15 protein-coding genes are annotated in these 13915 nt (G+C 72.5%); 6 read left to right on the top strand and 9 right to left on the bottom strand.

The window, feature by feature from the left end; translation table 11 throughout:
* Nucleotides 1-154: 154 nt before the first annotated feature.
* The 3 genes from KUM38_RS12980 to KUM38_RS12970 are packed head-to-tail and all read left to right on the top strand — an operon-like array spanning nucleotide 155 to nucleotide 3213.
* Nucleotides 155-1438 carry a magnesium transporter MgtE N-terminal domain-containing protein gene (locus tag KUM38_RS12980; protein ID WP_217129490.1) on the top strand — a complete coding sequence of 428 codons (1284 nt, stop codon included), beginning with the start codon at nucleotides 155-157 and terminating at the stop codon, nucleotides 1436-1438.
* Nucleotides 1428-2036 carry a DUF1003 domain-containing protein gene (locus KUM38_RS12975; protein ID WP_217129489.1) on the top strand — a complete coding sequence of 203 codons (609 nt, stop codon included), beginning with the start codon at nucleotides 1428-1430 and terminating at the stop codon, nucleotides 2034-2036. The genes KUM38_RS12980 and KUM38_RS12975 overlap by 11 nt, the downstream gene beginning before the upstream one ends.
* 43 nt (nucleotides 2037-2079) lie before the next feature.
* On the top strand, nucleotides 2080-3213 hold the full coding sequence (locus KUM38_RS12970) for an Mrp/NBP35 family ATP-binding protein (protein WP_217129488.1): 1134 nt from the start codon (nucleotides 2080-2082) through the stop codon (nucleotides 3211-3213).
* Between the two features lie 100 nt (nucleotides 3214-3313).
* On the opposite strand, the gene KUM38_RS12965 is transcribed toward KUM38_RS12970, so the two are convergent.
* From KUM38_RS12965 to sigE, 5 genes are all read right to left on the bottom strand, one after another.
* On the bottom strand, nucleotides 3314-3988 hold the full coding sequence (locus KUM38_RS12965) for a hypothetical protein (protein ID WP_254397069.1): 675 nt from the start codon (nucleotides 3986-3988) through the stop codon (nucleotides 3314-3316).
* 226 nt (nucleotides 3989-4214) lie between these two features.
* A complete protein-coding gene (locus tag KUM38_RS12960) occupies nucleotides 4215-4655 on the bottom strand; it encodes a sec-independent translocase (protein WP_217129486.1) in 441 nt (146 codons plus the stop codon).
* Between the two features lie 126 nt (nucleotides 4656-4781).
* A complete protein-coding gene (locus KUM38_RS12955) occupies nucleotides 4782-6740 on the bottom strand; it encodes a trypsin-like peptidase domain-containing protein (protein WP_217129485.1) in 1959 nt (652 codons plus the stop codon).
* A 130-nt stretch (nucleotides 6741-6870) separates the two neighbouring features.
* Nucleotides 6871-7827, bottom strand: coding sequence for an anti-sigma factor (locus KUM38_RS12950; RefSeq protein ID WP_217129484.1), 957 nt, complete (start codon nucleotides 7825-7827; stop codon nucleotides 6871-6873).
* On the bottom strand, nucleotides 7824-8483 hold the full coding sequence (gene sigE / locus KUM38_RS12945; protein WP_217129483.1) for an RNA polymerase sigma factor SigE: 660 nt from the start codon (nucleotides 8481-8483) through the stop codon (nucleotides 7824-7826). The genes KUM38_RS12950 and sigE overlap by 4 nt, the downstream gene beginning before the upstream one ends.
* Before the next feature lie 342 nt (nucleotides 8484-8825).
* On the opposite strand from sigE, the gene KUM38_RS12940 reads away from it, so the two are divergent.
* On the top strand, nucleotides 8826-9458 hold the full coding sequence (locus KUM38_RS12940; protein WP_308408965.1) for an O-methyltransferase: 633 nt from the start codon (nucleotides 8826-8828) through the stop codon (nucleotides 9456-9458).
* A 100-nt stretch (nucleotides 9459-9558) separates the two neighbouring features.
* On the opposite strand, the gene KUM38_RS12935 is transcribed toward KUM38_RS12940, so the two are convergent.
* Nucleotides 9559-9726, bottom strand: coding sequence for a DUF3117 domain-containing protein (locus KUM38_RS12935; RefSeq protein ID WP_003966491.1), 168 nt, complete (start codon nucleotides 9724-9726; stop codon nucleotides 9559-9561).
* 380 nt (nucleotides 9727-10106) lie between these two features.
* Between KUM38_RS12935 and KUM38_RS12930 the strand changes: the two genes are divergently transcribed.
* Nucleotides 10107-10910, top strand: coding sequence for an enoyl-CoA hydratase/isomerase family protein (locus KUM38_RS12930; protein WP_217129482.1), 804 nt, complete (start codon nucleotides 10107-10109; stop codon nucleotides 10908-10910).
* Between the two features lie 55 nt (nucleotides 10911-10965).
* Here the strand turns inward: KUM38_RS12930 and KUM38_RS12925 are convergent, their stop codons facing one another.
* A complete protein-coding gene (locus KUM38_RS12925; protein WP_217129481.1) occupies nucleotides 10966-11550 on the bottom strand; it encodes a DNA-3-methyladenine glycosylase I in 585 nt (194 codons plus the stop codon).
* A 14-nt stretch (nucleotides 11551-11564) separates the two neighbouring features.
* Entirely contained in the window at nucleotides 11565-11921 is a 357-nt protein-coding gene (locus tag KUM38_RS12920) for a DivIVA domain-containing protein (RefSeq protein WP_217129643.1), read from the bottom strand.
* A gap of 141 nt (nucleotides 11922-12062) precedes the next feature.
* On the opposite strand from KUM38_RS12920, the gene folP reads away from it, so the two are divergent.
* Nucleotides 12063-12923: a dihydropteroate synthase gene (gene folP, locus KUM38_RS12915; RefSeq protein ID WP_217129480.1), complete on the top strand. Its 861-nt coding sequence runs from the start codon at nucleotides 12063-12065 to the stop codon at nucleotides 12921-12923.
* 143 nt (nucleotides 12924-13066) lie between these two features.
* On the opposite strand, the gene KUM38_RS12910 is transcribed toward folP, so the two are convergent.
* On the bottom strand, nucleotides 13067-13825 hold the full coding sequence (locus tag KUM38_RS12910) for a TIGR00730 family Rossman fold protein (RefSeq protein ID WP_217129479.1): 759 nt from the start codon (nucleotides 13823-13825) through the stop codon (nucleotides 13067-13069).
* Between the last annotated feature and the right edge of the window lie 90 nt (nucleotides 13826-13915).

The following is a 13915-nucleotide window of genomic DNA, read 5'->3' as shown; positions in this document are numbered from 1 at the left end:
GTGGACGGGGCGGAGCCAGTCCGTCCGGACCGGTCGCCGACGCACGGCCGATCGGTACGGGCTAGCCTGAAGCCCACCCGAGCGGGCAATTCGGAAAAGAAACACAGCAGGCGGTACCCGCGACGAAACACCCGCACGGAAAGGAGTGGCGGCCATGGCAGGGGGCGCCCCCCGGTTCTTCGTCTCGCACGTCTCCGGTGTCGCCGTCTTCGATCCGGCCGGCGACCAGGTGGGGCGCGTGCGCGATCTGGTCGTCATCCTGCGTCCCGGCCGGCGTCCGCCGCGACTGCTCGGCCTGGTGGTCGAACTCTCCACCCGCCGCCGCATCTTCCTGCCCATGAACCGGGTGACCGCCGTGCAGTCCGGCCAGGTCATCACGACCGGGGTGCTCAACGTGCGGCGCTTCGAGCAGCGGCCCACCGAGCGGCTCGTCTTCGGTGAGCTGCTCGACCGGCGGGTGACGCTCGTGGAGAGCGACGAGGAGGTCACCGTCCTCGACCTGTCGGTGCATCAGCTGCCGGCCCGCCGCGAGTGGGAGATCGACCGGGTGTTCGTGCGCAAGGGGAAGAAGGGCGGCGCGTTCCGGCGCGGCAAGGGCGAGGCGCTGACCGTCGAGTGGTCCGCCGTCACCGGGTTCTCCCTGGAGGAGCAGGGGCAGGGCGCCGAGAACCTCCTCGCCACCTTCGAACAGCTGCGCCCCGCCGACCTCGCCAACGTCCTGCACCACCTCTCCCCCAAGCGGCGCGCGGAGGTGGCCGCCGCCCTCGACGACGACCGGCTCGCCGACGTGCTGGAGGAGCTGCCCGAGGACGACCAGATCGAGATCCTCGGCAAACTGAAGGAGGAGCGCGCCGCCGACGTCCTGGAGGCCATGGACCCCGACGACGCGGCCGACCTGCTCGGCGAGCTGCCCGAGGCGGACAAGGAGCGGCTGCTGAGCCTGATGCAGCCCGACGACGCCGCCGACATGCGGCGCCTGATGTCGTACGAGGAGCACACGGCGGGCGGTCTGATGACGACCGAGCCGATCGTGCTGCGGCCCGACGCCACCGTCGCGGACGCCCTCGCCCGGATCCGCGAGCCGGACCTCTCCCCCGCGCACGCCGCGCAGGTCTACGTCTGCCGTCCGCCCGAGGAGACACCCACCGGCAAGTACCTGGGCACGGTCCACTTCCAGCGCCTGCTGCGCGACCCCCCGTACACGCTGGTCGGCTCGATCCTGGACGACGACCTCCAGCCCTTGGACCCGGACGCGGCGCTGCCCGTGGTCGCCGGGTTCTTCGCCACGTACGACATGGTGGCGGCGCCCGTGGTCGACGAGACGGGGTCGCTGCTGGGCGCGGTGACGGTGGACGACGTCCTGGACCACATGCTGCCCGAGGACTGGCGGGAGACCGAGTTCCACCTCGACGAGGAGGTGGTGACCGATGGCTCCTGAGCGCGAGGGAGGGCGGGAGCGCCAGCCGGTCGGCGCCACGGCCGCCGGACGGTCGCGGGGGCCCCGGCTGGACCAGCCGCGCGCCCCCCGGCGGCGGTTCCTGCCCGAGTGGGACCCGGACGCCTTCGGCCGGCTGTCGGAGCGGGTCGCGCGCTTCATCGGCACCGGGCGGTTCCTGGTCTGGATGACGGTCGTCATCATCCTGTGGGTGCTGTGGAACGTGTCCGTGCCGAAGGAGCTGCGCTTCGACGAGTACCCGTTCATCTTCCTGACGCTGGCACTGTCCCTCCAGGCCTCCTACGCGGCCCCGCTGATCCTGCTCGCGCAGAACAGGCAGGACGACCGGGACCGGGTCAACCTGGAGCAGGACCGCAAGCAGAACGAGCGGTCGATCGCGGACACCGAGTACCTGACCCGGGAGATCGCCGCCCTGCGGATCGGGCTCGGGGAGGTGGCCACCCGGGACTGGATCCGCTCGGAGCTCCAGGACATGGTCAAGGAGCTGGAGGGGCGACAGAACGGCCACAAGGGTCATCAGGGTTCTTTCCCGGCGATGCGGGCGGAACACCCGCCGGGACGTGACGCAGACGACCGCTGACGTCCTTACCGGCGGGTGCACCCGGCGCCGTACCATCGTCTCTATGGCTACGGAAGACGCGGTGCGCGAGGCACTGGCGACGGTGAACGACCCCGAGATCAACCGGCCCATCACCGAGCTCGGGATGGTCAAATCGGTGGAGATCGGTGCGGACGGTGCGGTCGCGGTCACCGTGTACCTGACGGTTTCCGGCTGCCCCATGCGGGACACCATCACGCAGCGCGTGACGGACGCGGTCTCCCGGGTCGAGGGCGTCACCCGGGTCGACGTGACGCTGGACGTCATGAGCGACGAGCAGCGCAAGGAACTGGCCAGCGCCCTGCGCGGCGGCCAGACCGAGCGCGAGGTGCCCTTCGCCAAGCCGGGCAGCCTGACCCGGGTCTACGCGGTCGCCTCCGGCAAGGGCGGCGTCGGCAAGTCGTCGGTGACGGTGAACCTGGCGGCGGCGATGGCGGCCGACGGTCTGAAGGTCGGTGTCGTGGACGCCGACATCTACGGCCACTCGGTGCCGCGCATGCTGGGCGCCGACGGACGCCCCACCCAGGTCGAGAACATGATCATGCCGCCGTCGGCGCACGGCGTGAAGGTCATCTCCATCGGCATGTTCACCCCGGGCAACGCCCCGGTGGTGTGGCGCGGCCCGATGCTGCACCGCGCGCTCCAGCAGTTCCTGGCGGACGTGTACTGGGGCGACCTGGACGTGCTCCTCCTGGACCTGCCGCCCGGCACCGGCGACATCGCGATCTCCGTGGCCCAGCTGGTGCCGAACGCCGAGATCCTCGTCGTCACCACGCCCCAGCAGGCGGCGGCCGAGGTGGCCGAGCGGGCGGGGTCCATCGCCGTGCAGACGCACCAGAAGATCGTCGGCGTGGTCGAGAACATGTCCGGCCTGCCCTGCCCGCACTGCGGCGAGATGGTCGACGTCTTCGGCACGGGCGGCGGCCAGACCGTCGCCGACGGCCTGACCCGCACGACCGGTACGAACGTGCCGGTGCTCGGCGCCATCCCGATCGACGTCCGGCTGCGCGAGGGCGGCGACGAGGGCAAGCCCGTGGTGCTGTCCGACCCGGACTCCCCGGCGGGCTCGGCGCTCCGCTCGATCGCCGGCAAGCTCGGCGGGCGGCAGCGGGGCCTGTCGGGCATGTCCCTGGGGATCACCCCGCGCAACAAGTTCTGAGGGTCCCACGCGGAAGGGCGCCGTCCGGTGTGGACGGCGCCCTTCCGCGTGCTCGCTCAGGCGTCTCCGCGTGCCCGCTCAGGCGTCTCCGCGTGCCCGCTCAGGCGTCGTACGCGGCGATGTTCTTCACCACGGCGAAGCCGAGGCCGTACGCGCTCATGCCCCTGCCGTACGCGCCCACGTGCACGCCCTCCTGCGTGGAGCCCGCGAGCACCCAGCCGAACTCGGACTCCCGGTAGTGGAACGGCGTCGGCACCCCGTCCACGGGCAGGGACAGCGTCGACCAGTCCTCGCCCTCCAGATCGTCCGCGAGGACCCAGGCCGTCTCCGTCTGCTGCTCCAGCCAGTCGTCGCGCAGGGAGTGGTCCATCTGGCCGGGCCAGGTGAAGGACAGCAGCCCCACCCCGGCGAGCCAGGCGGCGGAGGAGACCGAGGTGGCCTCCAGCAGACCGGTGCCGTCGGCGCTGCGGCGCACCGGGTTGGCGGCCACGGTCACCACGACCGCGAACCTCTCCTTGGTCTCCTGGTCGCTCCCGGCCGTGTACTCGCTGCGCACCGAGGGCTCGTCGCCGTGCCCGACCGATCCGTGCGCGACGGCTCCGTCGGCCGCCAGTCCGACCTGCATCAGCCAGCGCGGTCCCGTGAAGGCCTCGTCGAGGCCGTACCAGGGGAAGGGCGCACGCAGGTAGCCGTCGACCGTACGCCGGACGGAGGGGACGTGCTGTCCGTCCTCCTCGGCCGGCGCCTGCGCGACTGCCCGACTCGTCGTCTCCATGTGCCCGGACGCCTCCTCAGCTCTCGTCGGACCGGACGGCCCGCCCCCCTTCGGGCGTACTCGTCCGTTCCGCACAACAACTCGGCAGCATAGCCACCTTGACGCCACAGGCTGGAAAACCGCCCGGCGCGTGGGCCGCACGGACGCCCTGATCAGGTCGTGCGCGGCCCGGGTGGAGTATGAAACGCGTCACGTACGCGGGAGCGTGCGCTCCCCCACGCCGGGCTCAGGTGGCGTCCGCGTCGAAGGGCGGGCGATCGTCGGCCGCCGGTGTCCCGGGCCTCTTGGTCATGTCCACGCGGCCGTCGGCCGAGCCGGAGGCGGACGACGGGGAGGGGTCGGTGTCGCGGCCGTGGACGGCGTCCGCGACCTCGGCCATCTCCTTCTTCAGGTCGAAGCCGTTACGGATCTCCTTGAGCCCCAGGTCGTCGTTGTCCAGCTGCTTGCGGATGAACGTCTTGGGGTTGAGGTCCTCGAACTCGAAGTCCTTGAACTCCGGACCGAGCTCCTGCCGGATGTCCTGCTTGGCGTTCTCCGAGAAGTCACGGATCTTCCGGATCGTGCGCGTCACGTCCTGGATGACCTTGGGGAGCTTGTCCGGACCGAAGACGAGCACGGCGAGGACGATGAGCGTCACCAGCTCGAGCGGTCCTATGTCATTGAACACCTGAAGCTCCTCGCGATGCCTTCGGTCCTCGGTCCTCGGGGCGGCCTGCGGTCTTCCGTGGTCCGGGCCGGGTCCACGGTACCCGGCCACCCCGTGCGTCCGGTACCGTCCCGGGGTTCATCCGCCTCAGTCGCCCTCCGAGGAACCGAGCGTCAGGGTGACCGTCCGCTCGTCGCCGTCCCGCTGGAGGGTGAGCTCGAGGCGGTCGCCGGGGCGGTGGGCACGGGTCTTGACGATGAGTTCCTCGCCGGAGTGGACGCGCCGGCCGTCGACCTCCGTGATGACGTCGCCGGCCTTGATCCCGGCCCGGTCGCCGGGGCCGCCGGTGCTGACCGGGGGTCCGCCGTCACTGCCCTCGGCGGCGACGCGGGCGCCGTCACCGCCGTACTCCATGTCGAGGGTGATGCCGATCACCGGATGGCTGGCCTGCCCGGTGTTGATCAGTTCCTCGGCGACGCGCTTGCCCTGGTTGATGGGGATGGCGAAGCCGAGTCCTATGGAGCCGGACTGACCGGCGTCGGGGTCGGCACCGCCGTCGGCGGAGCGGATGGCCGAGTTGATGCCGATCACACGGGCCTTGGCGTCGAGCAGGGGGCCACCGGAGTTGCCGGGGTTGATCGGCGCGTCGGTCTGCAGGGCGTCGACGTACGACACGTCGCTGCCGTCGCCCTTCTCGCCGCCGGCGGTGATGGGCCGCTCCCTGGCGCTGATGATGCCGGAGGTGACGGTGCCGGCCAGGTCGAAGGGGGCGCCGATGGCGACGACGGGGTCGCCGACCCGCACGTTGTCGGAGTTGCCGAGCGGCAGGGGGGTGAGTCCGCTGACGCCCTTCACCTTCACGACGGCGAGGTCGTAGCCGCTGTCCCGGCCCACGACGGTGGCTTCGGCGGTGTCGCCGCTGTGGAAGGTGACGGTGATCTCGCCGTCGTCCCCGGCGGGTTCGACGACGTGGTCGTTGGTGAGGATGTGGCCGCGCCCGTCGAGCACGAAACCGGTGCCGGTGCCGGCCTCGCCGGCGCCGCTGACGTGCAGGGTGACGACGCTGGGCAGTGCCTGTGCGGCGATTCCGGCGACGCTGCCGGGGGCGCGTCCCGACGCCTCCTTGCCGGCCTGCGGAAGCTCCACGGTGCCCACGCCGCCGTTGCGCTCCAGATACGTGCCGACGATCCCGCCGATGCCGCCGGACACGAGCGCGAGCAGCAGCGCGGCACCGACGAGCACCCGGCCGCGCCGCCGCTTCCGGTCGACCACGACGTGCCCGGCCTGCTGCAACGGCGCGGCGGCGGCAGCCGCCGCCCAGGGGTCGTAACGGCCCCAGGGGTCGGCGGTCGGGGTGTCCTGGGGCGGGGACGCCTGGGTGTCCGGGTGCGCTTGCGCGGGAATGGCGGCCGCCGCGGGGGCCCCGTGCGGCCCGGCGTCCGCCAGGGCGGGAGCGCCGTGCGGCGCGGGCGTGCCCGGGGGCACGGGCGTGCCGTGCGGTCCTGTGCCCGGGCCCGGGGGAGCCGCCGGGGGTGTGCCGTGCTGCGCGGGTGCGGTGGGGGGCGCCGCGTCCGGGGCCGTGGGAGGGGCCGCGAGCGCCATGCCGTGCGCGGGTGTCGCCGCCGGGTGCTGTACGGGCGGGGCGGGTGCCCAGGGGCCCGGTTCGCCGTACGGCGGGGTGCTGTAGGGATCGGGGTCGTGCAGGGGCCTCTGCTGCCCGGGGACGGAGGGCTCGAAAGCCACCGGCGGTGGGTCGGAGACCGCGGGGGCCGGGACGGCCGGGGACGAGGACCCGGCGGAGGTGCCGGACGCGCCGGGTGCCGGAACGGCCGAGGACACGGACCCGGCGGGCTCGTCGGCAGGGGCGCCGGATGTCGCGGGCTCCGCGGCTCCGGGACCGGACGTGGGGGCGCCGGGGCCGGGCTCGGCGGGTGGGGCCTCGAGGCCCTCGGGCCGCAGGGGGCGGTCCAGTTCGTAGTCGCCCCGGTGGTCGTCGCCCGCGGCGGCCGGCTCGCGGTCCGGGCGGGCCAGTTCGAAGTCGCCGTCGTGTCCCTCGGGACGCGTGGTCGGCTCCTCCCCCGGTGGGCCCGGCTTCCCCTCGTTCATGCTCTCCCCACGGCTGGACACGGCACCGCGCGACGGCGGCGGTCGCGAAACTACTGGCTCGGCACCCGGCAGGGCCTGGGCGCGCCCCCTGGATTCAATCAGGTTCGCGCGCCCCTGCGCACTGGACGGTTCAGCGGGACGTCGGCGTGGGGACCGGTGTCGTGCCGGCGGTGACGAGGCCGGGGTCCTTGAGCCCGGCGGAGACGGCCCACGTGGTCAGGGTGAGCGGCGGGGTCGAGGTGAGCGGTCGTATCAGCGGGGACAGGGTCGTCGCACCGCCCGTCATCGGTGTGCCCGGCACGGGGTGGCGCTCCGTCGGCGCCGGGATCCCGGGCAGCAGCGGCGCGGAGACCGCGGTCGGGGCGGCCGGGGTCTCCGCGGCCGCGCTCTGGCCCGTCATCTGGCCCAGCAGCGGTCCCACGCCGCGGCGCCGCTGGGACTCGGGCACCGCCGCGCCCGTGCCCTGCGTGCGCATCGGCGTGACGTTGCTGCCCTTGCCCGTACCGCGCGCCTCCGTGTCGGTGGGCGTGCTCGTGGTGACTCCGCCGAGCGCGATCGCGGCCAGCGACACCGCCCCGGCGGCGACGAACGCGAACCGCAGCCCGCGGGAGGACGGCCGGTCGGTCTCGTGGCGGCTGACGTCGTGGAGGGCGAAGCCCCGGCCGCCCGCGACGGCCGGCAGCGCCGGCTCCTGCCGCCGGACGGGCGCGTAGGCGAACTCGAAGCGCTCGCTCCGCCTGGTCCCGAAGACCCCGGAGCCCCCGCCGAACCGCCCCGGCGTACCGCCCGGCAGTCCTCCGCCGCCCAGCGGCGAGCCGCCGTCACCGAGGTCGCCCCCGGCCGGCAGCCCTTGGAGGCGGGCCAGGAAGCTCTCGGAGGGCGGCGGGGGCGCCGCCTGGGCGAACACGTTCTTCAGACGGCGCTGCGCGTCCACCTCCGCCCTGCACTTCGCGCAGGTGGCGACGTGTGCCAGTACGCGCTCGCGCGCGTCATGACCGAGCTCTCCGTCCACCAGGGCGGAGAGTCGGTCTCCCAGGTGCTGCTCTGCGAGGTGTCCCTCGGAAGACTTCGGCTGTGAACCGCTCACGCGCTCGCGCCCCCTCCTCCCAGTGCGGGAACACGCGGCACGAAGGAGCGGCGCTCCGCGCGCGCCTTGGGCGAGCGGTGCGCGAGGGCCTTGCGCAGCTGGGAACGGCCGCGGTGGATCCGGGACCGGACGGTGCCGAGCTTGACGCCCAGGGTGGCCGCGATCTCCTCGTACGACAGGCCTTCGATGTCGCACAGGACGACGGCGGCGCGGAACTCGGGGGCGAGGGTGTCGAGGGCCTGCTGGACGTCCGCGTCGAAGTGGGCGTCGTTGAACACCTGCTGCGGCGTGGGCTCCTTGCTGGGCAGCCGCTCGGCCGCGTCCTCGCCCAGCGCGTCGAAGCGGATGCGCTGCTTGCGGCGGACCATGTCCAGGAAGAGGTTGGTGGTGATGCGGTGCAGCCAGCCCTCGAAGGTGCCCGGCGTGTACGTCGACAGGGAGCGGAAGACGCGGACGAAGACCTCCTGGGTGAGGTCCTCGGCGTCGTGCTGGTTGCCGGTGAGGCGGTAGGCGAGCCGGTAGACCCGGCCGCTGTGCATGCTGACGATCTCCTCCCAGGTGGGCGGAGTCCACGCCTGCCCGTCCGCGTCGGTGGAGAAAGTCGCGGTCTGGGCCGGGTCGCCGGCGCGGTCGTGGTCAGCAGCGGTGTCGTTCACGGATTTCGGCCTGCCCGCCGATCCGAGGAAGCGCCGCAGCACTCCTCCGCGATCCACAGGCGCAGCCGCACCTCCCCTGTCGGCTCTGGTGGTGTCCAGTGGAGCCCCTACCATAGCCACCTCGCCCGTTAGCTCCGGATAAGCGGTTTTACGAGAATTTGATCTGGGCTGCCACGGCTCGTACGGCTGCGTCAGCACTTGCTCGGCGTCCTCGTCCACTACCTGCCCCCCGTCACGGCACACGCCACTTGCTCATCCCTTTAAACGACCGGTCCCATCTGCGGGTTCCCGACGCCAACGGATACAGTCACGCCCAGGCATCCACGGGGACAGGAGAGGGTCATTACCGCCAACCGGCAGACGAGCTGGGCGTTCGCCGACGCCTATGTCGCCGAGGACGAGGTGCTGCACCGGGCCCGGGACCGGGCCCGTGTCGCAGGGCTGCGCTCGGTGTCGCCCGGCACGGGCGCGGCGCTGCGGTTGCTCGCCGCCAGCGTGGACGCCAAGGCGGTCGCGGAGATCGGCACCGGCTGCGGGGTCTCCGGGATCCACCTGCTGCACGGGATGCGGCCGGACGGGGTGCTGACCACGGTCGACCAGGAACCGGAGCACCAGCAGTCCGCCCGGCAGGCCTTCCGCGACGCCGGTTTCGCCGGGAACCGGGCCCGGTTCATCCCCGGCCGCGCGCTGGACGTCCTGCCCCGTCTCGCGGACGCCGGTTACGACCTGGTCTTCTGCGACGGCGACCGGCAGGAGTACCAGGACTATCTCGCCGAATCGTTGCGTCTGCTGCGCCCGGGAGGCCTGGTCGCCTTCGAAGGGGTCTTCGCGAACGGACGCACGGTGGACTCCGGACCGCAGCCCACGGAGGTGCTGCGGCTGCGGGAGCTGGTGCGGACCGTGCGCGAGAGCACGGAACTGGTGTCGTCGCTGCTGCCGGTGGGGGACGGGCTCCTCTGCGTCGTCAGGCGGTGACCGGCGGACGCGGTCCGCTCCCTTCCACCCGGACGCGAAACAGCCGCCCCGGCACCGCGTGCGGCGCCGGGGCGGCTGAAAGGGTATGGTCGCTTGCGCGTCAGCCGACGACCTTCTTGAGGGCGTCGCCGAGCGCGTCGGCCTCGTCCGGGGTCAGCTCGACGACGAGCCGACCGCCGCCTTCGAGCGGAACGCGCATGACGATGCCCCGCCCCTCCTTGGTCACCTCGAGCGGGCCGTCGCCCGTCCGCGGCTTCATGGCCGCCATGCTCGTTCCCCTTCCTGAAACCCAGCTAAACCGTCTGAGCCGACGGCCCACTGAAGGGCACCTGCGGTCCTTGAAGCAGGACACACGCCACCGGCATCGAACACATTGCTTCCAGGCCATTATCCCGCATGGCGGGACCCGATGACCAACATCGGTCGGCATCGCTTGGGCAACGCGCGCGAGCAAAACCACTCAATTCGGCGATGTGACTGCGATACTGCGCCGCCGCACACACGTCCACCGATCGGAAACCGACGGGAATTGTTTGACGCAGGTCACACATCGGCCGCCCGCCACGGTCGGTGATCTCCGTCATGCTGTCCTGCAGACAAGGGCGTACCGGCCGGTACGCCCCGAGCCGCCACACGGAGGGACACACCATGGCCGACACCGTGCTCTACGAGGTGAGCGACGGGCTCGCGACGATCACGCTCAACCGCCCGGAGGCGATGAACGCGCTGAACGTCGCGGCGAAGGCCGCCCTCCGGGACGCGGTCCGATCCGCCGCGGACGACGACGCCGTACGGGCCGTGCTGCTGACCGCGGCCGGGGACAGGGCGTTCTGTGTCGGGCAGGACCTCAAGGAGCACATCGGGCTGCTGGTCGAGGACCGGGAGTCCGGTTCGGGGCAGACGATGAGCACGGTGCGCGAGCACTACAACCCGATCGTGAAGGCGATCGCCGGGGCCGCGAAGCCGGTGGTCGCGGCGGTGAACGGGGTCGCGGCGGGCGCCGGCTTCGGCTTCGCGCTGGCCGCGGACTACCGGATCGTCGCGGACACCGCGGCGTTCAACACCTCGTTCGCCGGGGTCGCGCTGACCGCGGACTCCGGGATCTCCTGGACGCTGCCGCGCGTGATCGGCCCCGGGCGCGCCACCGACCTGCTGCTCTTCCCGCGCAGCGTCTCCGCGCAGGAGGCGTACGAGCTGGGCATCGCCAACCGGCTGGTCCCGGCGGCGGAGCTGCGCGCGGAGGCGGAGAAGGTGGCGCGGGCGCTGGCCGAGGGTCCGACGGTGGCGTACGCGGCGCTGAAGGAGTCCGTGGCGTACGGGCTGAGCCACTCGCTGGAGGAGGCCCTGGAGAAGGAGGACGAGCTCCAGACCCGGGCGGGCTCCTCGGAGGACCACGCGATCGCGGTGCGGGCGTTCGTGAACAAGGAGAAGCCGAAGTACCTGGGTCGCTGACCCTTCGTACCCGGTGTCGGGGCTGGCCTGTCCGAGGGCTCCGCCCCCGGACAGGCTATTTCCGTGCCGCGCACGTCTCCAGGTGATCGTTCACCAGCCCGCAGGCCTGCATCAGGGCGTACGCCGTGGTCGGGCCGACGAAGCGCAGGCCCCGCTTCTTCAGGGCCTTGGACAGGGCCGTCGACTCCGGGGTCACCGCGGGGACGTCGGCGAGGGTCTTCGGTGCCGGCCGGCCGTCCGGGTCGGGGGCGTGGGACCAGATCAGGGCGTCCAGGTCGCCGGGCGCCCACCCGGCCAGTTCGCGCGCGTTGGCGAGGGTCGCGTCGATCTTGGCGCGGTTGCGGATGATGCCCGTGTCGGCCAGCAGCCGCTCGCGGTCGGTGTCGGTGAACTCCGCGACCGTGGCGATCTTGAAGTCGGCGAAGGCGGCGCGGAAGCCGGGGCGGCGCCGCAGGATGGTGATCCAGGACAGACCGGACTGGAACGCCTCCAGGCTGAGGCGCTCGAAGAGGGCGTCGTCGCCGTGGACCGGGCGGCCCCACTCCTCGTCGTGGTACGTCACGTAGTCCGGGGTGGACAGGGCCCAGGGGCAGCGCGGGAGGCCGTCCGGGCCGACAGGGACGGCCGGCTGCTCGCTCACTGCTGCCTCCTCGCTCACTGCTGCTCGTCCTCGCGGTGCGGGGCGGGCTTGTCCAGGGAGATGTGGGCCGCGGCGGCGCGGGCGCCGGCCAGCGCGGACTCCAGGTCGGCGATCCGGGCGTCGCGCTCGGAGAGCTCCGCGCCGAGGCGGCCGAGGGCGTCGTCCACGTCGGCCATGCGGTAGCCGCGGGCGGCGAGCGGGAAGCGCAGGCCGTCCACGTCCGCGCGGTCGACCGGCCGGTCGGGCGGCAGGGTGTCCCGCAGACGCTCGGGGGCCGCCTCGGGCAGCGGGCCGTTGTCACCGCCGCCCACCACGGCGAGGGTCACCGCGGCGACCACGACGGCGAGCGCGACGACCAGGAACAGGAACATAACCATCGCCGGGGCCCCCACGGTCGGATGAGTCGGAGTCGGATGTGTGGCTCCGATCGTGCCATGCGAGTCTGACAGTCGGGCCGCCGGGCGTTTCGAGGCGGCCCGGAACGGGATCGTACGAGGAAGAGGTCACAGGGGATGCTCAGGCTGGGCAGGCGGGAATTCGCACCGCACGAGCGGGTCATCATGGCGATCGTGAACCGGACCCCGGACTCCTTCTACGACCAGGGCGCCACGTTCCGCGACGAGCCGGCGCTCCTGCGGGTGGAGCAGGCAGTGGCGGAGGGCGCCGCGATCATCGACATCGGCGGGGTGAAGGCCGGGCCGGGCGAGGAGGTCACGGCCGAGGAGGAGGCGCGGCGGACGGTCGGCTTCGTCGCCGAGGTGCGGCGGCGCTTCCCGGACGTCGTGATCAGCGTGGACACCTGGCGGCACGAGGTCGGTGAGGCCGTGTGCGAGGCGGGCGCGGACGTGCTGAACGACGCGTGGGGCGGGGTCGACCCGCGGCTCGCGGAGGTCGCCGCGCGGTACGGCGCGGGGCTGGTGTGCACCCACGCGGGCGGTGCTCAGCCGCGGACGCGGCCGCACCGGGTGACGTACGACGACGTCATGGCCGACATCCTCGAGGTGACCGTGGGGCTGGCGGAGCGGGCGGTCTCGCTGGGGGTGCCGCGGGAGTCGGTGATGATCGATCCGGGGCACGACTTCGGGAAGAACACGCGGCACAGTCTTGAGGCGACCCGGCGGCTGGGGGAGATGGTCGGCACGGGGTGGCCGGTGCTCGTTTCGTTGTCCAACAAGGATTTCGTCGGCGAGACGCTGGACCGGCCCGTGAAGGAGCGGGTGGTGGGGACGTTGGCGACGACGGCGGTGTCGGCGTGGCTGGGGGCGCAGGTGTATCGGGTGCATGAGGTTGCCGAGACTCGGCAGGTGTTGGACATGGTGTCGGCGATTGCCGGGGAGCGGGAGCCGGCTGTTGCTCGGAGGGGGCTGGCGTAGGGGTTTTTCGCCCTCGCCGCCCCTTCCCGTCCCGGCCCCGGGGGCTCCGCCCCCGGACCTCCGGCCTTTGCCCACCCAGCCACCCGACTCGGGAGTTGGGAAGGCGCCCTCAAAGCACCCTCAAAGCACCCTTCCGCAGGGTTCTAGCGGCCCGCCTCCTTCGAAACCAGGGCCACCGCCTCCTCCACGTCGTCCGTGACGTGGAACAGGAGGAGGTCCTTCTCCGCCGCCTTGCCCTGGGCGATGACCGTGTGGCGGAGCCAGTCGACCAGGCCGCCCCAGTAGTCCGTGCCGAACAGGACGATGGGGAAGCGGGTGACCTTCTGGGTCTGGACGAGGGTCAGGGCCTCGAAGAGTTCGTCCAGGGTGCCGAGGCCGCCGGGCAGGACCACGAAGCCCTGGGCGTACTTGACGAACATCATCTTGCGGACGAAGAAGTACCGGAAGTTCAGGCCGATGTCGACGTAGGGGTTGAGCCCCTGCTCGAAGGGCAGTTCGATGCCCAGGCCGACCGAGACGCCCTTCGCGTCGCACGCGCCCTTGTTGGCCGCCTCCATGGCTCCCGGACCGCCACCGGTGATCACCGCGAAGCCCGCCTCGACCAGGCCCCGGCCGAGCCGGACGCCGGCCTCGTACTCCGGGGAGTCCACCGGTGTGCGCGCCGAGCCGAAGACGCTGATGGCGGGCGGGAGTTCGGCGAGCGTGCCGAAGCCCTCGATGAACTCCGACTGGATGCGCAGCACCCGCCAGGGGTCGGTGTGGACCCAGTCGGACGGAGCACGCTCGTCCAGCAGCCGCTGGTCGGTGGTGCTCGCCTGCACCTGGTCCCGCCGGCGGAGGACCGGCCCCAGGCGCTTCTCCTCCGGCGGCTGCTGCTTCCCCTCGGGGTTGCCGGTAGCCATGTGCGCTCCCTCCGTCGTGCCAGTCGTTCCACCTCAGCGTAGATCTACGCGGGTTACGTCCGAGGGACCTGAGCATGTCCGGAACACAGC

This window comes from Streptomyces sp. AC558_RSS880 (assembly GCF_019049255.1).
Lineage (GTDB): Bacteria > Actinomycetota > Actinomycetes > Streptomycetales > Streptomycetaceae > Streptomyces.
The sequence above is the reverse complement of the archived record's forward strand: the minus strand, read 5'-3'. Positions and strand labels throughout refer to the sequence as shown.

Excerpts from the sequence above, each read along its gene's own strand:
- KUM38_RS12980 (WP_217129490.1), top strand. The coding sequence starts at position 155 with ATGGCAGGGGGCGCCCCCCGGTTCTTCGTCTCGCACGTCTCCGGTGTC.
- KUM38_RS12975 (WP_217129489.1), top strand. The coding sequence starts at position 1,428 with ATGGCTCCTGAGCGCGAGGGAGGGCGGGAGCGCCAGCCGGTCGGCGCC.
- KUM38_RS12970 (WP_217129488.1), top strand. The coding sequence starts at position 2,080 with ATGGCTACGGAAGACGCGGTGCGCGAGGCACTGGCGACGGTGAACGAC.
- KUM38_RS12965 (WP_254397069.1), bottom strand. The coding sequence starts at position 3,988 with ATGGAGACGACGAGTCGGGCAGTCGCGCAGGCGCCGGCCGAGGAGGAC.
- KUM38_RS12955 (WP_217129485.1), bottom strand. The coding sequence starts at position 6,740 with ATGAACGAGGGGAAGCCGGGCCCACCGGGGGAGGAGCCGACCACGCGT.
- KUM38_RS12935 (WP_003966491.1), bottom strand. The coding sequence starts at position 9,726 with ATGGCGGCCATGAAGCCGCGGACGGGCGACGGCCCGCTCGAGGTGACC.
- KUM38_RS12930 (WP_217129482.1), top strand. The coding sequence starts at position 10,107 with ATGGCCGACACCGTGCTCTACGAGGTGAGCGACGGGCTCGCGACGATC.
- KUM38_RS12920 (WP_217129643.1), bottom strand. The coding sequence starts at position 11,921 with ATGTTCCTGTTCCTGGTCGTCGCGCTCGCCGTCGTGGTCGCCGCGGTG.
- folP (WP_217129480.1), top strand. The coding sequence starts at position 12,063 with ATGCTCAGGCTGGGCAGGCGGGAATTCGCACCGCACGAGCGGGTCATC.
- KUM38_RS12910 (WP_217129479.1), bottom strand. The coding sequence starts at position 13,825 with ATGGCTACCGGCAACCCCGAGGGGAAGCAGCAGCCGCCGGAGGAGAAG.